We start from the raw sequence: 19,080 nt of genomic DNA, 5'->3' as shown, positions 1-19,080 counted from the left end.
ATTGGCTTAGGGCAGGTTTCGGAACGTCACGCGGTGCAGCGCGGTGTCCGGTTCGGCGAAGCGCAGCAGCGCCGCCGCCTCGCTCCCGACCGCCTCCTCCTCGGCGCCGGCGAGCGGGGCGAACAGGCCGATCGACAGCTCACCCCGGCGCAGCTTCCAGATCCCGCGTACGGTGCCGTCGACGGTCAGGGCCGCCTCGCCCACCAGGTACGGGCGGTGCGCGTCCGCGACGATCCGGGTGCGGTCGGCGTACCCGAAGGTCACGTTGTCGAAGCCGGCCAGGAAGCGGACCGGCGCGGGGGTCTCCGGGTCCGGCAGCGGCCGGTCCGGCAGGTCGAACAGTTCCGTGCCGGCGGCGCTGCGGTAGGTCCGCAGCCGCGGCCGCAGCCGGTCGAACACCGCGGACAGCCGGGTCAGGCCGCTCCACGCCTGCATGTCCCGCACGCTCGCCGGGCCGAATCCGGCGAGGTAGCGCAGCACCAGGTCGGCCGGCTCGCGGTCGCGGTCGAACGGCTGGTCGAGCCAGTGCTCGGCGAGGACGAGCGGGGTGGGCCCGCGCCGGCCCCAGGTGCCGTCCGGGTACGGATGCAGGACCGGCAACGCCACCTGTGCGGCGCGGGCCAGCCACACGCCCTCGTGCTGCGGCCACCGCTGCGCCAGCGCCCGGCCCAGGTCGGGGCGGGTCATCGTGGAGGTGCCGAGCACCCGCCGGGCCTCGGCGGCCAGTTCCGCGTGGTCCACGTCGGCGGCCCACTGCTGGAAGAAGGTCCGGCGCATGCGGTCCAGCATGGGTTGCAGCAGCGGCCGGATCCACCGGTAGTCGGCGGTGCTCAGCAGGTGCTGGGTGCCGCGGAAGAGGGTCGCCCGGACCACCGCCCGGCCGGCCAGCAGGCCGGTCAGGTCGGCGTGCGCGAATCCCTCGATCCGGTTCCACAGCCCGAGGTACGGCAGCTCCGGGTCCTGTCCCTGCAGTCCGACCAGGAGCTCGATGATCTCCCGCGCCGGCACCGGCCGGCGGTCGAGGAGCAGCTGCCGTGCCAACGTGGCCCGGTTCAGTGCGCGATCGCTGAGTACGACGTCCATACGGACATCGTGGTCGCTATTGCGGCCACTTTCCGGCCGCTGTCCGGCCCCGTCCGGAGACGGGGCCGATCCGGCGGTCTACGGCGCGAGGGACATCGAGAACTTGCCCTTGCCGTACCGCGACACCTCGATCATCAGGTCGAGGCGCCGGCCCAGGGCGAGCAGGTGGGCCCGCGCGTCGGCGGGCAGGCTCATCCCCGGGTAGATCACCTGGTACAGCTTCACGTGCGGCGCACCCTCGCGGTTGAGCAGGCTGGTCAGCACGTTGCAGAGTTCGAAGACGTTCTCCGCGAGATTGGGGAACAGCGTCTTCTCCTCGATGCTGTCCTCCGCCGCGCCGGCCGGGATCAGGCCGAGCGCCGCACCCACGTTGGCGGCGAGCGGCAGGCCCATCCCGACCACGCCGTAGATCTGTTGCGCGTTGTCGGTGTAGATGGCGACGGTCGCGGTCGGCAGATCGGCCGCGGTGATCGGGTCGCCGGGACCCACGGTGCAGTCCCGGCCGAGCAGGTCTTCGAAGAGGTTGCGGACGGCCAGCGGGGCAGGAAGAACCGAGGTGTCAGACATAGCAATATCATCCCAAAATAGGAGAGAAGACCTCATCGAAACGTTCCGCCGTGAACGGCTTCACGATGAAGAACGCAGCGCCGGCCGCTTCCGCCTGCTGCTGCATCTCCGGCGTGGATTCCGAGGTGACGAAGCCGAACTTCACACCGTTGCCCGCGGCACGGAGCTTGCGCAGTACTTCCACACCCGTCATCTCGGGCATGTTCCAGTCGGAGATGACCAGGTCCGGCTTCTCCGCGGTGGCCAGGTCGAGCGCCTGTTGCCCGTCCGCCGCCTCCACCAGGTCGTGATCACCGAAGCCGGCCTGACGCAGGGTCCGGGTGACGATCTGCCGCATGACGCGGCTGTCGTCGGCGATCAGAATCTTCATTCGGTGTCCTCCTCCTTCTTCAGATCGCTCCGGCTCTGCCACATCGACACCGACACCGGCTCGCCGTCCCAGGTGCCGTACAGGCCGGTGATCCGCTCCGCGCTCGGATAGATGGTCGTCGCCTCCGGCGCCAGCACCACCTGCGGCAACGACAGGAAGCAGCCGGGCGGCAGCATCGCCTTCACATTGCCGCCGACGATGTTCGCCAGCTCACCGAGCACATCGGAGAGGTCGTCCTGGCTCACCTCCCCGTCCTCCATGGCCAGGAACGCCGCCGCGGCCCGCCGGGCGGCGGCGGTCGACGACGCGTACACCACGTGCCCGGTCCAGGAGCCGGTGATCGACACCGACGAGTGCACCTCGGTGGTCTGTGCCTCGTCGCCGGTGGGCACCAGCGGGCTGACCCCCTCCGGGTCCAGGTAGGACACCCAGACCTGCTCGACCATCTCGGCGAGGTCGTCCTCATTCACCACGACGTCGACGCTCATTATTTCCTCCGCTCCGCGACTCGGCGATCGTCCGCCGTCTTGGTCGAGGCCGTAGCCTCCCCGCTCCCGCTCAAGAACTCGCTCCGGTAGGTACAAGGCCCAGCAAGGCCAGCTTCTCGATCATCGCGCCCTCGGTGAAGGGCTTGATCACGTATTCGTGGGCGCCCGCGGCGAGCGCGCGGACGATCTGGCTCTGTTCGCTCTCCGTGGTGACCATGACCAGCGTCATCTCCCGGAGGCGCGGATCAGCCCGCGCCTTGGTCACGAACTCGAGCCCGTTCATGTTGGGCATGTTCCAGTCGATGAGGGCCAGTTCCGGCACCTCGGTCATGGTGCTCAGCAGGTCCAGAGCCTCCTGCCCGTCGCCTGCCTCCGTCACCTCGAAGTTCAACTTCGCGACGATGCGCTTAAGGATCATGCGCATCGCGCGGGAATCGTCGATCACCATGGCGCGCACCGCGGTCTCACCCCCTCTTGACGGCGCCGGCCGGCACCGCACTCCGGACTCGGTAGGCAGAGGTCCGGCCGGCCGCTACCCGTTCGTAGTTCTCGTCGATCCCGATCGTCGTCTCGGCTGCTCCGAGGAACAGCCAGCCGTCCGGACGCAGCAGCCGGGCCACGTTCCGGAGGACGCTCTTCTTGGTCGCCACATCGAAGTAGATGAGGACGTTGCGTAGGAAGATCACGTCGAACGGCGGCATCGTCGGCAGCGGCGCGGTCAGGTTCATCAACCGGAACGACACGTTGCGCCGCAGCCCCGGCGTGACCCGCCAGTGCGCGCCGGTCCGTTCGAAGTACTGCACCAGCTGGGCGGCCGGCAGGCCCCGGTTCACCTCGACCTGGCTGTACTCGGCGGCCTCCGCACGCTTGACCATCTCGGTGGAGATGTCGCTGCCCAGAATCTCGTACCCCCAGCCCGCCGGCAGGTGCTCCTGCAGCGTGATGGCCAGGCTGTACGCCTCCTGTCCGCTGGAACTCGCCGCCGACCAGAGCCGGATCTTGCGGTTCCCGGCGCGCGACTTGACCAGTTCCGGCAGGACCACGTCGGTGAGCGCGGTGAACGGCTCACGGTCCCGGAACCAGGAGGTCTCGTTGGTGGTCAGTGCGTCCACGATCCGGCGCTGGTCGGCCGGGTTCGGGCGGCGCTGCAGGTTGGCCAGGAACTCCGCCACGCTGGCCGCGCCGACCTGCCGGGCGACCGGGATGAGGCGCGCCTCGACCAGGTACTCCTTGCCCGGCGCCAGCACGATCGAGGCCTCCCGCCGGACCAGTGCGGAGACGAACGCGAAATCGCTCTGCGACAGCGTCATCCGGCCACCGCCGCGGATCGGCCGATCTTGACCCGGGTCGCCAGCGCGGACGCGATCCGATCCAACGGCAGCACCTGATCGGCCAGGCCGGCACCGACGACCGCGCCCGGCATTCCCCACACCACCGAGCTCGCTTCGTCCTGAGCCAACACCTCGGCTCCCGCGTCGCGCAGCACCTTCGCACCACCCCGTCCGTCGTGTCCCATGCCGGTCAGCACCGCCGCGAAGGCGGAGCCGCCGTAGAGTTGTGCTACCGAGCGGAACATCACGTCCACCGCCGGCCGGCAGGAGTTCTCCGGCGGCGCGCTACTGAGCTGAGTGACCGTCGCCGTGCCCCGCCGGGTCAGCACCAGATGCCGGTCCCCGGGCGCGATGTAGACCGTGCCGGCGGTCAGCTCCATGCCCTCCGCGGCCTCCACCACATGCAGCGGGGTGCTCCGGTCCAGCCGCTCGGCGAACATCTTGGTGAACACCGGCGGCATGTGCTGGGTGACCACGATGGGCACGGAAAGGTCGGTGGGCAGGCCGAGAAGCACCTTGGTGAGGGCGTCCGGACCGCCGGTGGAGCAGCCCACGGCGAGGATGTCGACCCGGCCCTGCGGTCCGCGCCGGGGCGTGCGGGCCGGGGCGGCGGGTCCGGCGGACCGGGGCGGAGCCGCGCCGGTCCGGGCCGGGCCGGTGACCATCGGCGGGCGTCCGGGCACCGGCCGGCCGGCGCCCGGACGCGGCGGTGGCCCGGACAGGCCGCCACGCGCCCGCCCGGCGAGCGCGTAGATCTTGGGAACCAGCTGCTCGCGTACGGCCGCGATGGACTCCGCGATCGACCCGACGTTGCTCGGTTTGGTCACGTAGTCGGTGGCCCCGGCGGACAGCGCCTCCAGCGTCGCGCTCGCTCCCGCCGCGGACAGCGTGCTGAACATGATCACCGGCAGCCGGGAGTGCCGCTTGCGCAGTTCCTTGACCGCCGCGATGCCGTCCATCTGCGGCATCTCGATGTCCATGGTGACCACGTCGGGCTTCAGCTGGTCGATCTTCGTCTGGGCCAGCAGCCCGTTGGCCGCGGTGCCGATTACCTTGATGTTCGGCGCGTCGCCGAGCGCGTCGACGATGAGCCGGCGTACCACCACGGAGTCGTCGACGACGAGAACGGAGATCACCCGGTCACCCCCTTCTCGCCGAGCCACGACGGGCCCAGCGCGGCGACCACCGGAGCGAGCAGCCGGTGCGCCGTGGCGGTGTCCAGCAGATCCCGGACGACCAGCGCCTGGACCGCGCCGCTGAGCATGTTCCAGACGCCCCCGGCCCGGTCCGCCAGCGGGATCGCGGCGGTGTCCATGGCCTGCACCAGCAGCATCTGGGCGGCGGCCGCGGTGCGGACCCGGTCCGAGAGGTACGCCGCCCAGGACGCCGAGTGCACGGCCGGCGACCAGCCACCGGCGTTGCGACGGGCATCGTCGGCCGACGCGATCAGCCGGGCCAGGTCCCGCGGGCGGATCGACCGCAGCCGGTCCAGCAGCGCGGACACCACGTAGTGGTGCGGTCCCAGGTCGATCGGCGCCCCGACGGGCAGCTTGCGCAGCGCCGCCACCCAGCCGGCGCCGAGCATCCGGCGGGTGGTCTCGTCCAGCACCTCGCGCAGATAGCTGGCCACCGCGGCGTCACAGAGCAGCGCGGTGGCCGCGGACGCCGCCTCGCTCTGCTGCGCGTCCCGCCCGGTGCCGTGCCAGGTCCACGCCATCACGTCGTACCGGATACAGGTGAGCAGCGCGTCGACCGAGCCGATCGGCGCGCGTTCCACCAGGGCCAGCGAGCTGGCCGGGTCCTGCTCCTTGAGCGACTTCAGCGTCGGCAGGCGCCGCGCGGCGCTCTCCACCTCCACCCACAGCGGGCCACGTACGCCCTCGTCCGGCAGCCGCTCCGCCAGCACCGGCAGGTCCCCGAGCCCGAGCCGCAGGGCACGCAGGATCACCTCGGCGGTGGCCGACCCGCCGCCGAGGCGGGTCAGGTCGAAACCGAGGACGGGGGCGCTGACCAGGCTGTACATCAGGTGGTGGCTCGATACGTGTCGACGGCCTGGTTGACGTCGAGGGCAAGCATCAGGCGGCCGTCCAGCTTGAACGTGCCCACCACCAGTTCCCGGGTCGGCCCGCTCAGGGTGTCCGGCGGCGGCTCGAAAGCCTCGTCCTCCAGGTCCACCACCTCGCCGATCCGGTCCACCAGCAGGCTCACCGGCTCACCTTCCGCGCTGCCGCGGAGGATCACGTTCATCACCGGACCTTCCAGGGCCTGCCGGGCCAGCCCCAGCTGGACCCGCAGGTCCACCGCTGCGATCACCTGTCCGCGCAGGTTGAACAGGCCGCCTACGGCCGGCGGGGCGAGCGGCACCGGGGTGTACTCGTTGTAGGAGAGCACCTCCTGCACCGTGTCGACCTCGACGCCGAACAGCTGCCCGGCCACCTCGAAGGTGGCAAACTGACGGCTCGCCATGTCACGCCTCCACCAGCATCGAGTCGTCCGCTTCGTTGTAGAAGTTCGGGTCCGCGGCCAGGATCGCCCGGCGCACGTCGAGCAGTTCGGTCACCCGCTGCTGGATCACCGCGGTGCCGACCAGGCCGTCCTCCTCGGCGTCCCGGCGGGCCGTGGTGGAGTTCTCCGCGATGTCGACGATCCGGTCCACCACCAGCGCCACGCTGCGTTCGCCCTCGCTGTAGACCACCACCGACACGGTCTCGCCCTCCGGTTCCTCGGTGTACGCACCGAGCAGGTGCGACAGCCGCACCAGCGGGAGGATCTGCCCGCGGTACTGCACCACCTCGCGGGACCCGGCGTGCTCGATCCGCTCGCGCGGGAACTCCTCGAGCCGGGTGACGGTGTCCAGCGGGATCGCGACCCGCCGGTCGCCGACCGCGGTGACCAGCAGACGTTCGCCGGTTCCGCCGGACCCGGCGGCGCGATTGGCTCCGGTGATGCTCTCCCGTTCCGAGTCGACGGCCAGGTGCGAACGGCGCGCCAGCGAGGAGACGTCCAGGATCAGGCCGACCTTGCCGTCGCCCAGGATGGTGGCGCCGGCGTACAGGCCGATGTCCTTGAACCGGGAGTTGAGCGCCTTGACCACGACCTCCTCGGTGTTCAGGACGCGGTCCACGACCAGGCCGAACCGGCGGCCGTCGGCCTGCAGCACCATGATGTAGACACCCTGGTCGCCGCCGACGTCCAGGCCGAGGGTTCGGTCCAGCCGGACCAGCGGCAGGAGCTTGCCGCGGAGGCGGTAGACCGGCGCGCCGGAGGCGTACTCGATCTTGGTGGACTGGCCGTCGATGAAGACCAGTTCCAGCACCGCCACCTGGGGCACGACGTACCGCTGGTCGCCGCAGTCCACCGTGAGCGCCTGGATGATGGCGAGCGTGAGCGGGATGTTGAGGCGCCAGACGGTGCCCTCACCCAGCGTCGAGTCGACGCTGACCGCGCCGCCGATCCGCTCGATGTTGGTCTTCACCACGTCCATGCCGACGCCACGGCCGGAGACGTTGGTGACCTTGGTGGCGGTGGAGAAGCCGGGCTGGAAGACCAGCGCCATGATGTCCCGCCGGTCCATGGTGGCGGCCTGATCCGCGCGGATGATGCCGTTCTCCACGGCCTTCTGCGCGATCCGGGCGACGTTCAGGCCGGCGCCGTCGTCGGCCACCTCGACCGCCACGTGCCCACCCTCGTGGTACGCGCGGAGCGTGAGCGTCCCCTCCCGGGGCTTGCCCGCCGCGACCCGGGTCTCCGGATCCTCGACGCCGTGGTCCACGGCATTGCGGACCAGGTGCGTCAGCGGGTCCTTGACCGCTTCCAGGAGGCTCCGGTCGAGTTCGGTCTCCTTGCCCTCCATGACCAGCTGGACCTGCTTGCCGAGCGAGGTGCTCAGGTCCCGGACGACCCGGGGCAGCTTGGACCAGATGTGCTCGATCGGCTGCATGCGGGTCTTCATGATGCCCTCTTGCAGCTCACTGGTGATCATGCCGAGCCGCTGGGCGCTGCGGACCAGCGCGGAGTCACCGGTCTCCATCACGCCGCGGACCAGCTGGTTCCGGGCCAGCACCAGCTCGCCGACCATGTTCAGCAGACCGTCCAGCACGTCCACGTCGACCCGGATCGCGCTGTCCGCGACACTGCGCTTCGGCGTCTGCGCCTGCAGCGCGTCGGTGACCGCGGCCGGAACCGTCTTGCCCTCCTCGAGCAGGATCGTGCCGAGCTTGCGCTCGTCGCCCTCGAGCTGCTGCTGGAGCGCCGAGCTGACGTCCGAGGGCTGGGCCGCACCGGATTCCACCAGCATCTCGCCGAGCGGGCGGCGCTGGCCCTCGACCGGGTCGGGCACCGGCCGGGCCGCGGCCTCGTTCAGCGGCACGGGCGGCGGGGCGGTCTTCGAGGACAGCGCGGGCGGCGGGTTGCCGGACGCGTTCATCTGCGCGTGCACCGTGCTGATGATGCCGTCGACCTGGACGTCGCCCTCGTTGCCGTTCTGCTCGATGGCGGCGAGCAGCGACCGGACGCCGTCGATCGTGGCCAGCAGCGTGGTGATCGTCGCCGGGGTGACCGGCTGGACGCCGTCCCGCAGCCGGGACAGCAGCGACTCGCCCGCATGGGCCAGCGTCTCCAGGCGACTGAACGCCAGGAACCCGCTCGTCCCCTTGATCGTGTGGATCGCGCGGAAGATGCGCGAGATCAGATCACGCGAGTTCGGCTCCTGCTCCAGCGCAACGAGATCCCGGTCGATCTGGTCCAGGTTCTCGTGGCTCTCCATGAGGAACTCGCCCACGATCTCACCAAGGTCTTCCACGACTTACCTCCTGCTCGATGCTCCAAGACCCCTCATCGACCCGCCCGCCGGACACCTGAGGCGACCCGGACGGCATCCCGCCGGCGCTCAGGTGTCGCCGCCAGGACGGCGGTACCGGTAGCCGAAACCACGTACCGATTCGATCGGCGACTCGTCCGGCTCCGACCACCCGAGCTTGCGGCGGAGCCGGAGCACCGCGAACTTGACCCGTTCCTGGCCGATGCCGGTCGGGTCGTCCCAGGCCTGGGTGAGGAGCTGGTTCGGGCTGAGCACCGCACCGGCGTGCCGGACCAGCGCGTTGAGCAGCCGGAACTCGGTGGGGGTCAGCCGCTTCTCGTCGCCTTTGACGTACACCCGGCGTTTCGTCGGGTCGAGGTGCACCAGGCCGTCGTCGTAGATCTGGCTGGCCCAGCTGTTCTGGCCGGCGGACGACCGGCGCAGCAGCGCCTCCACCCGGGCCAGCAGTTCGTTGTTGGCGAACGGCTTGGTGAGGTAGTCGTCGGCTCCGCCGCGCAGGCCGCGGACCTTCTCGGCCTCCTGCCCGTGTGCGGTGAGCACCAGCACCGGTACGTCCGAGACGTCGCGCAGCCGTTCCAGCACCTGCCAGCCGTCCATCTCCGGCAGTCCGACGTCCAGCACGACGAGGTCGGGATGCTCGGCGTACGCCTCCTTGAGCCCGGTCCGCCCGTCGCCGGCATGTGCCACCTCGTAGCCCGCCCGGCTGAACAGCAGCCGCAGTGCGAGCGCGATGTCCGGGTCATCCTCGACGACCAGGAGGCGACTCATGCGTCACCCAGGCTCGTCATGCTCGTTACACCCATCGCCATACCCCCGTTGTGCGTCAGTTCGGGACGCGGCGCGCCTGCAGTACGGGCACACAGGAAACACGCGGACTCACGGTAGCGTGACAAATTGCTTCGTGTCGGGCTTTTGCCTACGTACCGGTTTATATACGGACAGTTATAGTTTAGCGTGCCCTTCCGCCGTCCGGGCCGGTCCGCGAGGATCCGGTGAGCCCGACCTCAGGCCCCTCAGCGGCCGTCCTGCGTCCCGCCACCCTCGAGGCGCGCTTCCTGACCGTCATCTCTCACGAGCTGCGTACCCCACTGACCACGATCGCGTCGTTCACCGAGAGTCTGGACACCGACGACCTCGCCCCGGACGAACGGTCGCTGGCCCTCGCCGCGGTCCGCCGCAACACCGAGCGGATGCTGACGCTGGTCGACGACCTGATGGTGGTCACCCGGCTGCAGACCGGCGACCTGGCGATCAACCCGGCCGCGGTGGACCTGCCGGCGGTCATCCGGGCCGCCGCCGACCGGCTGGCCAGCCGGGAACCGCACACCGCGGCCACCGTGGAGGCGACCGCCGGGCCTCCGCTGTCCGGCGATCCGGCCCTGCTCCTCGACCTCTTCTATGCGGTGCTCGGCACGGTGGCCAGCGGCGCCGCGGACCGCTCCGCCACGGTCCGCACCGCGGCCGGGTCCGGCTCCTGGACGGTGACCGTGACCGCGCGCCAGTCCGAGGAACTCACCGACGAGCACCTGATGGCCGGCATGCTGGCCATTCCGGAACCGCCGTTCCGCCGGCGCAGCACCGCGCTGTGGATGCTGCTGGCGGACGCGATCGCGGTCCGGCACGGCGGCTCGGTGCGGCTGACGTTCGACCCCGCGGTCGGCGCCGGCGCGGAGATCCGGCTCCCGCTGGGCATCCCCCCAGCATGACCCGGCGGGACCGCCCGCAGACCCCAAAACCACCAAAGACGGTACGGTCGGTCGGAAAAAGGGTGCCATAACAGGAGGCGGGCGAACTAGCGCCCGGCCTTGACTGGGAGGCAGCACCTTGTTGATCAAGTCGATGGGACGTCTCGCCGTTCTCGCCACCGTGCCGGCTCTGCTCGCCGTGGCCGCCCCGGCGCAGGCCGCCGTGCCGGCCGGTGCGGCCGCGGCCGTGGTCGTGCCGGCCGGTCCACCCACCGAGGCCGAGCTCATGTCCCTGATCGTCACGCAGACCAACCAGCGCCGGCACGCGGCCGGGTGCGGCCAGGTCGCGGTGGACCACCAGCTGGTCGAGGCGTCCGTGCAGCAGAGCACGTACATGGCCGTCACAGGTACCTTCGGGCACTTCGGCCGGGGCGGCTCGACCTTCGTGACCCGCGCCCGCGCCGCCGGCTACACCCACCCGGCCGGGGAGAACATCGGCTGGGGCTACCCCACCGCCACCGCGATCATGGACGCCTGGATGGCCAGCCCGGCCCACCGCGCCAACATCCTGAACTGCGCGGCCCGGTCGATCGGCACCGGCGTGCGGTACGCCGCGAACGGCACGCCGTACTACACCCAGCTCTTCGGATGGTCCTGACCTGTCAGAGCGCGCAGTTGACCAGGACCGGTTCGGGGTGCAGTCGGACCCCGAACCGGTCCCGCACGCCGTCCCGGATCTCCCGGGCCAGGTCCAGCAACGCCGTCGTGGAACCGTCGCCCAGGTGCGTCAACGCCAGCGTGTGCTTCGACGAGATCGCCACCCCGGCGCCCGGCCGGTACCCCTTGCGGAAGCCGGCGTGCTCGATCAGCCAGGCCGCCGGCACCTTCACCGACCCGTCCGGATTCGGCCAGTGCGGCGGGTCGGCGACCGTGCGCAACGCCGACCACTCGGCCGCCGAGAGGACCGGGTTGGTGAAGAACGAACCCACCGACCAGGTGTCCGGGTCGGCGGCGTCCAGCACCATGCCCTTACCCGCCCGCAACGCCAGCACGGCGTCCCGGGCCTGGGACAGCGGCACCCGGTCGCCCGGCTCGACGCCCAGCCGGCGGGCCAGCTCGGCGTACCGGATCGGGGCCGACTCCTTCGACTCGGCGAGCCGGAAGTCCACCTCCAGCACCACCCAGCGGTCACGGTGCTTGAACACGCTGGACCGGTACGCGAACCGGCACTCCGCCGGGGTCATGGTGACCACCCGGTCGGCCTCCCGGTCGTAGGCGTGCACGGCCACGATGGTCTGCCCGACCTCCTGCCCGTAGGCGCCCACGTTCTGGATCGGCGTGGCCCCCGCGGAGCCCGGAATCCCGGACAGGCACTCCACCCCGGCCAGGTTGTCCGCCACGGTGCCGGCCACGAACTCGTCCCACGGTTCGCCGGCCGCGACCCGCACCACGACGTGCCCGGCGTCCCGGTCGACGACACGCACCCCACGGGTACGGAGCAGCACCACATGGCCCGGAAACCCCGAATCGGACACCACCACGTTGCTTCCGCCTGCCAGGATGAGCACCGAGTCACCGGCGGCGTGGGCGGTTCGTACCGCGGAAACCGCCTCGTCCGGTTCGGACACGACGGTCAGCGTGCCTGCGGGCCCGCCGAGGCGTAGCGTCGTGTACGTCCCGAGCGAGGTGGGAAACGCGTCGGTCGGGTGGTCGGCAATGGCGTCGGACACGCCGTTCACCCTAGGCTCATCCGTTTCAGGGGACACATGGCGGTCCGGTCGGGCAGGAGCTGTGATGAACAGATTGCATGCGACGAAGGACTTCTGGCTCGGCGCGCTGCGGGCCGACGGCCCGGCGTTGCGCGACGCGGTCGAGGAGGCGGGTCCGGAGGCAGCAGTGCCCTCGTGTCCCGGATGGATCGTCGCGGATCTGGTGGAACACCTCACCTCGCTGATGAGGTGGGTCCGCGAGACCACCACCCGCGGGGTGATCACCAGGCCCCCGGACCGGGTGGTCCCGGAGCCGCGTCCGGAGTGGTCCGAGGCGCTCGAAGGGCTGCGCCGGGAACTCACCGGCATGACCGAAACTCTGGACGCTCTGGAACCGGAACTTCCGGCGTGGACGTGGCCCGCGCAGGCCAAGAAGGCGGGCTTCTGGCACCGCCGGATGGCCCACGAGGTGTCGGTGCACCGCTGGGACGCCGAGGCCGCGGCCGGCCGGCCCACCCCGATCGAGACCAAACTGGCCGCGGACGGCGTGACCGAGATCCTGGACACCTGGCTGCCGGCCGGACGCCGCCACGAGGCGACCAATCTGCAGGGCGTGGTCCATCTGGTGGCCACCGACGCAGCGTACGAGTGGTTTCTCCGGCTGCGGGGCACCGGCGTCGCGCTGCTCGACACCGGCACCATTCTGGACTCCGACGATCACCACGCCCGCGCCGAGGCCACCGGCACCGCCAGCGACCTGCAACTGGCGCTGATGGGCCGGCGTCCGCTGGACGTTCTGACCCTGGGCGGAGACCGGCGGTTGGTCGCGGCGTTGCACGCAGCGTGAGGGGGGACGATCAACTTAACCGGTTCTGTAAGTTTCGCCAATTCTCCGGAAAGACCAATGGACGTACGCTGTACCGGTTAAGGGCGGCCCGCCAAGGAGGCCGTCTCCCGAGCGTGCAGGAAGCGGGGGAGCCATGACGGCAACCGTGACGTCCGAGACCGCCGAGCCCGGCGGTGCACCGCAATCGTCCGGGCTCACGTTCCCGGACGGTTTCGTGTGGGGCGCAGCCACGGCGTCTTACCAGATCGAAGGCGCCGCCCGGGAGGACGGTCGCGGCCCGTCGATCTGGGACACGTTCAGCCGTACCCCGGGCAAGGTCTTCGCCGGGCACACCGGCGACGTCGCGTGCGACCACTACCACCGGTACCGCGACGACGTGGCGCTGATGGTGGAGCTGGGACTGGCGTCGTACCGGTTCTCGATCTCCTGGCCGCGGGTCCGGCCCGACGGTGCCGGCCCGGTCAACCACCGCGGTCTCGACTTCTACGACCGGCTCACCGACGAGCTGATCGGGAACGGCATCGACCCGGTCGTCACGCTGTACCACTGGGACCTCCCGCAGACCCTGCAGGACCGCGGCGGCTGGACCGTCCGGGAGACCGCCGAGGCGTTCGCCGAGTACGCCCAGTCCGTGTACGCCCGGCTCGGCGACCGGGTCCGCACCTGGACCACGCTCAACGAGCCCTGGTGCTCCGCCTACCTCGGCTATGCCAGCGGTGTCCACGCACCCGGCATCCAGGACCCGGTCTCGGCGTTCAAGGCCGTGCACCACCTGCTGCTCGGCCACGGCCTGGCGGCCCGGGCCCTGCGCGACGCCGGGGCGCAGACCATCGGCATCACGCTGAACCCGTCCTCGGTGCTCCCGCTCGACCAGGAGAGCGCAGCGGACCAGGACGCCGCCCGGATCATCGACGGCCTGCAGAACCGCATCTTCCTCGACCCGCTGTTCCACGGGCGGTACCCGGCCGACATGCTCGAGCACATGGCCCGGTTCACCGACCTGGCGCACATCCGCGAGGGCGACGAGGCGATCATCAACGCCCCGATCGACGTGCTCGGCGTCAACTTCTACACCCCGACGTACGTCTCGGCGAAGCCCGGCCAGGCCGCCGCGCTGGACAACCCGGGCAGCGAGGGCATCGCGTTCCGCAAGCCGGTCGGCCCGGTCACCGACATCGGCTGGCAGATCGAGCCCGCCGGCCTGACCCGGCTGCTGGAGCGGCTGCACAAGGACTACCCCGGCACGCCCATGATGATCACCGAGAACGGCGCGGCGTACCCGGAGGGCCCGGACCCGGCCACCGGGCGGGTGCCGGACACCGCGCGGATCGAGTACCTGGACGGCCACCTGCGCGCCTGCCACGACGCCATCAGCCGCGGAGTTGACCTCCGGGGATATTTCGTGTGGTCTCTGCTGGACAACTTCGAATGGGCCGAGGGCTACGCCAAGCGGTTCGGCGTCGTACACGTCGACTACACGACGCAGGAGCGCGTACCGAAGGACAGCGCTCTCTGGTATCGCGACGTGATCCGGCGCAACGGTCTCGACGACCGGAGCCCGACTGAGGGGTGAGACATATCGTGACGCGCGAGCGGCCGACCCTGGAAGCGGTGGCCAGACGTGCCGGAGTTTCCCGGGCGACCGTCTCGCGCGTCGTGAACGGCTCCACCACCGTTGCCGTGGAGATCCGCGACGCGGTCAAACTGGCCGTCGAGGAGCTGGGGTACGTGCCCAACCAGGCCGCCCGGAGCCTGGTCACCCAGCGCACCGAGTCGATCGCGTTGATCCTGCCGGAGACCGCCAACCGGGTGTTCTCCGACGACCTGTTCTTCCCGGCCATCATCCGCGGCGTCAGCATGGAACTGGACGCCGCCGACAAACAGCTCGTGCTGATGATGGCCGGCTCCACGGCCAGCCACGACCGGGTCGAGCGGTACGCCATGGCCGGCCACGTCGACGGCGTCATGTTCGCCTCGATGCACGGTTCCGACCCGCTGCCCGGCACGCTGTCCCGGCTCGGCATCCCGGTGGTCTGCAGCGGCCGGCCGATGACCCGCACCGATCACCCGGTGCCGTACGTGGACGTGGACCACATCGGCGGCGTGGTGCAGGCGGTGCGGCACCTGCTCGCCGCCGGACGCCGGCGCATCGCCACCATCGCCGGTCCACCGGACATGATCGCCGGCGTGGACCGGCTCACCGGATACCGCACCACGCTGACCGAGGCCGGGCTGAGCGAACACGTGGCCGTCGGTGACTTCACCCGCGACTCCGGGATGCGCGCGATGCACCGCCTGCTGGCCGAGGACCCCGACCTGGACGCGGTGTTCGCCGCCTCCGACATGATGGCCCACGGCGCGTTGCAGGCGCTGAAGGACGCCGGCCGCCGGGTGCCGGACGACGTCGCGGTGATCGGCTTCGACGACTTCGAGATCAGCCGGTACAGCGATCCACCACTGACCACGGTCCGCCAGCCCATCGTGGACATGGGACGCACCATGGCGAAGCAGATGCTCGGCCTGGTGCACGGCCAGCCGGACGTGGCCACCTCGGTGGTCCTCCCGACCCAGCTGGTGGTCCGCGAGTCCGCCTGACCGCCCGCCCGGCATCCGGCGGCCATCCGTCACAGGGTCGTGCGGACCGTCACCACGTCGATCGGGCGGCCCATCGCCCGCCGGGCCAGCAGCGTCCCCCCGGCCACCGCCGCCGGCATGAGCAGCACCGCGCCCAGCGGAATCAGGAAGCACAGGAACACCGCCACGCCGAACCCCAGCGCCGTCGGACGGTGACCGCGCAGCACCGCCCGACGGTCCCGCAGGCGCCGGCCGCGGCGCTGGAACGGCACGCCGGTCAGTTCCACGGCGAGTACCCAGCCGGCCACCGTGGCGCCGAGGACCGGGACCACGGTCTGCCCGATCACCGGGACGAAGCCGAGCACGAACAGCGGGATGCCCAGCAGGATGCCGAGTCCGACGAGGCGGAGCGAGTCGGCCAGGCTGCGGCGCAGCGACCGCCACCACGGCACCTCCACCGCCTCTGGCACGCCGCCGAACTTCGCCTCGACCCGCTCGGAGATCCGCTCGTAGAACGGGTCGCCGATGAGCAGCGTGACCGCGGTGAAGGTGAGCACGCTGAGCAGGCCGCCGACGCCGACCAGGGCCAGGCCGGCCACGATCCGCACGGTGCTGCGCCAGCCGGTGGACCAGTCGTCGGCGAACCAGGTGACCGTGGCGGCCAGGTCGTCGGCGAAGAGCACGAGCGCGACCAGGGCGGCGGCGTACAGCGCGCCGGCGATCAGGGCCGGAAGCAGTCCCAGCAGGTACAGGCGCGGGTGGCGCAGGCACAGGCCGACACCGCGGCCGAGCAGGCCCACCCCGGTGACGAACTGGCGGACGGCTCCGCCCGCGGCGGCGGCACCTCGGTCGACGACGGAACGCGGCTCTCCCACGATCCGGCAGCTTAGGGCCTGCGCACCAACCGCTCGGCGACGGATCCCCCGGCCGACTCGCTGACCGACGGAGTGGCCGACGGAAGCGCCGGTGCGCTGGTGGGCAGCACGGGCGTGGGCACCGGCGGATCGGTGAGATCCGGCACCGGCGAGAACGACCGGGTCTGCCGGGCGGCGGGCGAAGCGGCGCTCGAGGTCACGGCGGCCGGTCTGGTGCTCGACGCGGTGCGGGTGGGCACCGTGCGGGCGGTGCGGGCGGGTTGGTCGAGGGTGGTCACGGGAGCCGGACTGGCGCCGCGCTGCGGGGCGGGGCCCATTCCACCGGCGCCGGCGGGCGCGGCGGGCCGGGCCGACGCCGCGGGAGGCGTGCCGAGCGCCCAGCCCACCGCGATGGCGAACGGCAGGCCGAGGAGAACGATGCCGAGAAATATGTACTTCGGTGACAGCCGCACGCCTGGAACACCGGATCGAGGCCGGTAAAGGTTACGGCGCGGGGGTGTTGAAGAAGGCGGAGATCCGTTCGCGCAACTCGCGCCGGCTGTTCCACAGCACCGACGGCCGGTCATAGATCTGCAGCTCAGCGTGGGGCAGCAACCTGGCCAGCCGGTCCGCCACGGCGACCGGGTGAATCTCGTCCCCGACACACCCGATCACCAGTACGGGTGCGGTCACCGCGCGCAGCGCCGAGAAGTCCGGCACGGCGGGCGCCGACCAGAGGGTACGCAGTTCCGGCGCGAGCCCGTCGGTCTGCAGCTGCTCGACGCGCTGCCGCAGGTAACTCCAGCCGGCCGGGGTGTTGCGGGCGGGCGCCGGCAGTTCCGGTTCGACCGCCTCGGCGACGGCGGCGGCCTCGCCCGACTGCACGGCGGCCAGCAGGCGGTCCAGCCGGTTCGCGGCGGCCGGCGGGCGGTCGGTGTCCAGCGGCGCCGGGAGGTAGAGCACCACCCGCTCGAAGCGGTCCGGAGTCTCGGTGAGGAGCCGGCACAGCGCCCCGGCGCCCATGCTCACGCCGAGCGCCCGGGTGGCGCCGGCCAGGTCGGCGATGCCCCGCAGGTCCCGGGCCAGGTCACCGAAGGTCCACGGGCCGGGTGGCGCGTCCGAGCGGCCGTGCCCGCGGAAATGGAAGAACACCCGGCGGCCGGTGACCGCGCTGCCGAACGGGCGGGTGCCGGAGATGTCACCGGCGAGGCCGTGCGCGAACACCGTCACCGGGGCGCCGGTGCCGGTGGTGAGCTGCTCCAGGCGTACCCCGTCCTGGGTCTGCACCCGGTCGGTGGGCGGCGCCGGGAGGGTGGGCCGGCCGGTCCGCGGAGCGGTCGGCCCGGGGAAGTGCGTCCGCGGGCCGCCGTCCGGGGGCGGCGGCCAACGGAAACGACTCACCAGAAGCCTTTGCCGTCCGTCAGGTCACGCAGGCCCGGCCGGACGTCGAGCAGATAGATGAGCGCCGCGGCGACGCCGATCAGACCGAAGATGCCGGTGGCGCCGCCGGCGACGCCGAAGAACGTCAGCACGAAGCAGACCGCGAGGATGGCGAGCCAGGCACCCTTGGGCAGGGTTCCGATGGCCTGGAACCCGTCGCCGCGCTGCGTCACGCAGTGGATCAGGGCGATCGCCTGCACGATCAACGAGGCGATGAGGACGACGAGCGAGATGAGGCTCGCTACGTCGTCGTAGAAGATCGGCGCACTGTTGGCCATGACGACAAGTCTATGCCGGAGGCCCCGGTCACCACCGGGGCCTCCGGCCTAGTCGATCAGTTGGCCGACGGGTCCTTCGGCGCCACCGGCTTGGCGGCGCGCTTGCGCGGCTTGGCGGCCGGGACGGCCTCGACGGCCTTCGGCTCCTCGGTGGTCTCCATGTCCGCGTTGACCACCTCGGCGGCCTCGACGACGCCGGTGCCGACCACCCGCTCGCCGCGGGCGACCAGGGCGGTGTAGATGGCGGCGGCGCGCTCCTGCGCGATCTGGGCGAACGCCACGGCGCTGGTGGCGGCGGTGTCGCGCAGCTTGTCGAAGTCGGTGGTGACGGCCCTGTCGCGCAGCACGGTGGCGGTCGTGCCGGCCTGCACGTTGGCGGCCTTCAGCGACGCGGCGGCGCGCTCGCTGAGCTGGTTCACCACGGTGGGCAGCTTGCGCAGCTGCTGGTAGGCGAGGTCGCCGGCGCCTGCGGCGGCGTACAGCGGAGCCGGGATGCGGGTGTTGGTCTGCTCGGTCATGACTTCTCCTCGTCGGTAGAGGTGGTCCTGGGTGCGGGCGCCGCGCCGCTCTCGACGGCGGCGACGTCACGCAGCACGGTGTTCTCGGGTTCGGGACCGGCCGGGTCGGCCGGGGTGTTCCGGAGGTTCTCGTTGCGGAACGTCTCGTAGATCTGGGACAGCGACTGCTTCTGCGCGATGGTGAGGTCGGGGTCGACCGCGATCGCCGCCAGCACGCCGTGCTGACCGTCGCTGTCCAGCAGCCCGGCCCGCAGATACATCGCCGGGGTGGAGACGCGCAGCGCGCTGGCCAGCTGCTGCAGCACCTCGGCGCTGGGCTTACGGAGGCCGCGCTCGATCTGGCTGAGGTACGGGTTGCTCACTCCGGCCCGCTCGGCGAGCTGCCGGAGCGAGATCTTGGCGGTCTGCCGCAGGTCGCGGATGAACGTGCCGACGTCCTCGGGCAGATCCTTCGGTGTGGCCATGACTCGACGGTAACCGCGGGTGCTAGCTGTTGCAAGCAAGCGCTAACTATAGC

At 71.3% G+C, this 19,080-nt stretch carries 23 protein-coding genes; 5 read left to right on the top strand and 18 right to left on the bottom strand.

Translation table 11 applies throughout. From position 1 onward, the window contains the following. Nucleotides 1-6 precede the first annotated feature (6 nt). The 11 genes from LDL48_RS12575 to LDL48_RS12525 all read right to left on the bottom strand — a co-directional run bounded on the left by LDL48_RS12575 (nucleotide 7) and on the right by LDL48_RS12525 (nucleotide 9,426). Complete coding sequence (locus LDL48_RS12575; RefSeq protein ID WP_225255252.1) at nucleotides 7-1,083, bottom strand: winged helix DNA-binding domain-containing protein; 1,077 nt, start codon at nucleotides 1,081-1,083, stop codon at nucleotides 7-9. 78 nt (nucleotides 1,084-1,161) lie between these two features. After that, complete coding sequence (locus tag LDL48_RS12570) at nucleotides 1,162-1,650, bottom strand: hypothetical protein (RefSeq protein WP_225255251.1); 489 nt, start codon at nucleotides 1,648-1,650, stop codon at nucleotides 1,162-1,164. Between the two features lie 7 nt (nucleotides 1,651-1,657). After that, nucleotides 1,658-2,020 (bottom strand): response regulator, encoded by a 363-nt coding sequence (locus tag LDL48_RS12565; protein ID WP_225255250.1) that lies wholly within the window; start codon nucleotides 2,018-2,020, stop codon nucleotides 1,658-1,660. After that, nucleotides 2,017-2,508, bottom strand: coding sequence for a chemotaxis protein CheX (locus LDL48_RS12560; RefSeq protein WP_225255249.1), 492 nt, complete (start codon nucleotides 2,506-2,508; stop codon nucleotides 2,017-2,019). Before LDL48_RS12560 ends, LDL48_RS12565 begins: the two co-directional genes overlap by 4 nt. Before the next feature lie 70 nt (nucleotides 2,509-2,578). Beyond that, entirely contained in the window at nucleotides 2,579-2,956 is a 378-nt protein-coding gene (locus LDL48_RS12555; protein WP_225255248.1) for a response regulator, read from the bottom strand. A 16-nt stretch (nucleotides 2,957-2,972) separates the two neighbouring features. Beyond that, on the bottom strand, nucleotides 2,973-3,818 hold the full coding sequence (locus LDL48_RS12550; protein ID WP_225255247.1) for a CheR family methyltransferase: 846 nt from the start codon (nucleotides 3,816-3,818) through the stop codon (nucleotides 2,973-2,975). After that, nucleotides 3,815-4,975: a protein-glutamate methylesterase/protein-glutamine glutaminase gene (locus LDL48_RS12545; protein ID WP_225255246.1), complete on the bottom strand. Its 1,161-nt coding sequence runs from the start codon at nucleotides 4,973-4,975 to the stop codon at nucleotides 3,815-3,817. The genes LDL48_RS12550 and LDL48_RS12545 overlap by 4 nt, the downstream gene beginning before the upstream one ends. Then, nucleotides 4,972-5,862, bottom strand: a complete 891-nt coding sequence (locus tag LDL48_RS12540; protein ID WP_225255245.1) for a hypothetical protein — start codon at nucleotides 5,860-5,862, stop codon at nucleotides 4,972-4,974. Before LDL48_RS12540 ends, LDL48_RS12545 begins: the two co-directional genes overlap by 4 nt. Next, nucleotides 5,862-6,305: a chemotaxis protein CheW gene (locus tag LDL48_RS12535; protein ID WP_225255244.1), complete on the bottom strand. Its 444-nt coding sequence runs from the start codon at nucleotides 6,303-6,305 to the stop codon at nucleotides 5,862-5,864. Before LDL48_RS12535 ends, LDL48_RS12540 begins: the two co-directional genes overlap by 1 nt. A gap of 1 nt (nucleotide 6,306) precedes the next feature. After that, nucleotides 6,307-8,640, bottom strand: a complete 2,334-nt coding sequence (locus LDL48_RS44470; protein ID WP_225255243.1) for a chemotaxis protein CheW — start codon at nucleotides 8,638-8,640, stop codon at nucleotides 6,307-6,309. Nucleotides 8,641-8,727: 87 nt separating this feature from the next. After that, nucleotides 8,728-9,426 (bottom strand): response regulator transcription factor, encoded by a 699-nt coding sequence (locus tag LDL48_RS12525; protein WP_225255242.1) that lies wholly within the window; start codon nucleotides 9,424-9,426, stop codon nucleotides 8,728-8,730. Nucleotides 9,427-9,650: 224 nt separating this feature from the next. Between LDL48_RS12525 and LDL48_RS12520 the strand changes: the two genes are divergently transcribed. After that, nucleotides 9,651-10,364 carry a sensor histidine kinase gene (locus LDL48_RS12520; RefSeq protein ID WP_225255241.1) on the top strand — a complete coding sequence of 238 codons (714 nt, stop codon included), beginning with the start codon at nucleotides 9,651-9,653 and terminating at the stop codon, nucleotides 10,362-10,364. Between the two features lie 133 nt (nucleotides 10,365-10,497). Continuing rightward, the gene (locus tag LDL48_RS12515) at nucleotides 10,498-11,001 is read left to right on the top strand and encodes a CAP domain-containing protein (RefSeq protein WP_225255240.1); all 504 of its coding nucleotides are present in this window, start codon (nucleotides 10,498-10,500) and stop codon (nucleotides 10,999-11,001) included. Between the two features lie 4 nt (nucleotides 11,002-11,005). Here the strand turns inward: LDL48_RS12515 and LDL48_RS12510 are convergent, their stop codons facing one another. Next, nucleotides 11,006-12,082, bottom strand: a complete 1,077-nt coding sequence (locus LDL48_RS12510) for a UDP-N-acetylmuramate dehydrogenase (protein WP_372472118.1) — start codon at nucleotides 12,080-12,082, stop codon at nucleotides 11,006-11,008. 55 nt (nucleotides 12,083-12,137) lie between these two features. Here LDL48_RS12510 and LDL48_RS12505 point away from each other — a divergent pair, with 55 nt between their 5' ends. From LDL48_RS12505 to LDL48_RS12495, 3 genes are all read left to right on the top strand, one after another. Then, nucleotides 12,138-12,899, top strand: a complete 762-nt coding sequence (locus LDL48_RS12505; RefSeq protein WP_225255238.1) for a maleylpyruvate isomerase family mycothiol-dependent enzyme — start codon at nucleotides 12,138-12,140, stop codon at nucleotides 12,897-12,899. Between the two features lie 133 nt (nucleotides 12,900-13,032). Beyond that, on the top strand, nucleotides 13,033-14,472 hold the full coding sequence (locus tag LDL48_RS12500) for a GH1 family beta-glucosidase (RefSeq protein WP_225255237.1): 1,440 nt from the start codon (nucleotides 13,033-13,035) through the stop codon (nucleotides 14,470-14,472). Nucleotides 14,473-14,477: 5 nt separating this feature from the next. Further along, complete coding sequence (locus LDL48_RS12495) at nucleotides 14,478-15,494, top strand: LacI family DNA-binding transcriptional regulator (protein ID WP_225255444.1); 1,017 nt, start codon at nucleotides 14,478-14,480, stop codon at nucleotides 15,492-15,494. Between the two features lie 29 nt (nucleotides 15,495-15,523). On the opposite strand, the gene LDL48_RS12490 is transcribed toward LDL48_RS12495, so the two are convergent. Genes LDL48_RS12490 through LDL48_RS12465 form a run of 6 tightly spaced genes read right to left on the bottom strand, consistent with a single transcriptional unit; the run spans nucleotide 15,524 to nucleotide 19,027 of the window. Continuing rightward, nucleotides 15,524-16,348, bottom strand: a complete 825-nt coding sequence (locus tag LDL48_RS12490) for an EI24 domain-containing protein (protein ID WP_225255236.1) — start codon at nucleotides 16,346-16,348, stop codon at nucleotides 15,524-15,526. 11 nt (nucleotides 16,349-16,359) lie between these two features. Next, nucleotides 16,360-16,800, bottom strand: a complete 441-nt coding sequence (locus LDL48_RS12485; RefSeq protein WP_225255235.1) for a hypothetical protein — start codon at nucleotides 16,798-16,800, stop codon at nucleotides 16,360-16,362. A 31-nt stretch (nucleotides 16,801-16,831) separates the two neighbouring features. Then, nucleotides 16,832-17,728, bottom strand: coding sequence for an alpha/beta fold hydrolase (locus tag LDL48_RS12480; protein WP_225255234.1), 897 nt, complete (start codon nucleotides 17,726-17,728; stop codon nucleotides 16,832-16,834). After that, nucleotides 17,725-18,045 (bottom strand): DUF2516 family protein, encoded by a 321-nt coding sequence (locus LDL48_RS12475; protein WP_225255233.1) that lies wholly within the window; start codon nucleotides 18,043-18,045, stop codon nucleotides 17,725-17,727. Before LDL48_RS12475 ends, LDL48_RS12480 begins: the two co-directional genes overlap by 4 nt. Before the next feature lie 56 nt (nucleotides 18,046-18,101). Further along, nucleotides 18,102-18,563: a hypothetical protein gene (locus LDL48_RS12470; protein ID WP_225255232.1), complete on the bottom strand. Its 462-nt coding sequence runs from the start codon at nucleotides 18,561-18,563 to the stop codon at nucleotides 18,102-18,104. Beyond that, nucleotides 18,560-19,027: a helix-turn-helix domain-containing protein gene (locus LDL48_RS12465; protein ID WP_225255231.1), complete on the bottom strand. Its 468-nt coding sequence runs from the start codon at nucleotides 19,025-19,027 to the stop codon at nucleotides 18,560-18,562. The genes LDL48_RS12470 and LDL48_RS12465 overlap by 4 nt, the downstream gene beginning before the upstream one ends. Nucleotides 19,028-19,080: the final 53 nt, after the last annotated feature.

This window comes from Jidongwangia harbinensis (genome assembly GCF_020216025.1).
In the GTDB taxonomy this organism is placed as follows: Bacteria; Actinomycetota; Actinomycetes; order Mycobacteriales; family Micromonosporaceae; genus Actinoplanes; species Actinoplanes harbinensis.
This window is presented reverse-complemented; position numbering and strand designations above follow the sequence as displayed.

Excerpts from the sequence above, each read along its gene's own strand:
- LDL48_RS12500 (WP_225255237.1), top strand. The coding sequence starts at position 13,033 with ATGACGGCAACCGTGACGTCCGAGACCGCCGAGCCCGGCGGTGCACCG.
- LDL48_RS12515 (WP_225255240.1), top strand. The coding sequence starts at position 10,498 with ATGGGACGTCTCGCCGTTCTCGCCACCGTGCCGGCTCTGCTCGCCGTG.
- LDL48_RS12525 (WP_225255242.1), bottom strand. The coding sequence starts at position 9,426 with ATGAGTCGCCTCCTGGTCGTCGAGGATGACCCGGACATCGCGCTCGCA.
- LDL48_RS12465 (WP_225255231.1), bottom strand. The coding sequence starts at position 19,027 with ATGGCCACACCGAAGGATCTGCCCGAGGACGTCGGCACGTTCATCCGC.
- LDL48_RS12565 (WP_225255250.1), bottom strand. The coding sequence starts at position 2,020 with ATGAAGATTCTGATCGCCGACGACAGCCGCGTCATGCGGCAGATCGTC.
- LDL48_RS12555 (WP_225255248.1), bottom strand. The coding sequence starts at position 2,956 with ATGGTGATCGACGATTCCCGCGCGATGCGCATGATCCTTAAGCGCATC.
- LDL48_RS12570 (WP_225255251.1), bottom strand. The coding sequence starts at position 1,650 with ATGTCTGACACCTCGGTTCTTCCTGCCCCGCTGGCCGTCCGCAACCTC.
- LDL48_RS12505 (WP_225255238.1), top strand. The coding sequence starts at position 12,138 with ATGAACAGATTGCATGCGACGAAGGACTTCTGGCTCGGCGCGCTGCGG.
- LDL48_RS12550 (WP_225255247.1), bottom strand. The coding sequence starts at position 3,818 with ATGACGCTGTCGCAGAGCGATTTCGCGTTCGTCTCCGCACTGGTCCGG.
- LDL48_RS12560 (WP_225255249.1), bottom strand. The coding sequence starts at position 2,508 with ATGAGCGTCGACGTCGTGGTGAATGAGGACGACCTCGCCGAGATGGTC.
- LDL48_RS12470 (WP_225255232.1), bottom strand. The coding sequence starts at position 18,563 with ATGACCGAGCAGACCAACACCCGCATCCCGGCTCCGCTGTACGCCGCC.
- LDL48_RS12475 (WP_225255233.1), bottom strand. The coding sequence starts at position 18,045 with ATGGCCAACAGTGCGCCGATCTTCTACGACGACGTAGCGAGCCTCATC.
- LDL48_RS12540 (WP_225255245.1), bottom strand. The coding sequence starts at position 5,862 with ATGTACAGCCTGGTCAGCGCCCCCGTCCTCGGTTTCGACCTGACCCGC.
- LDL48_RS12575 (WP_225255252.1), bottom strand. The coding sequence starts at position 1,083 with ATGGACGTCGTACTCAGCGATCGCGCACTGAACCGGGCCACGTTGGCA.
- LDL48_RS12535 (WP_225255244.1), bottom strand. The coding sequence starts at position 6,305 with ATGGCGAGCCGTCAGTTTGCCACCTTCGAGGTGGCCGGGCAGCTGTTC.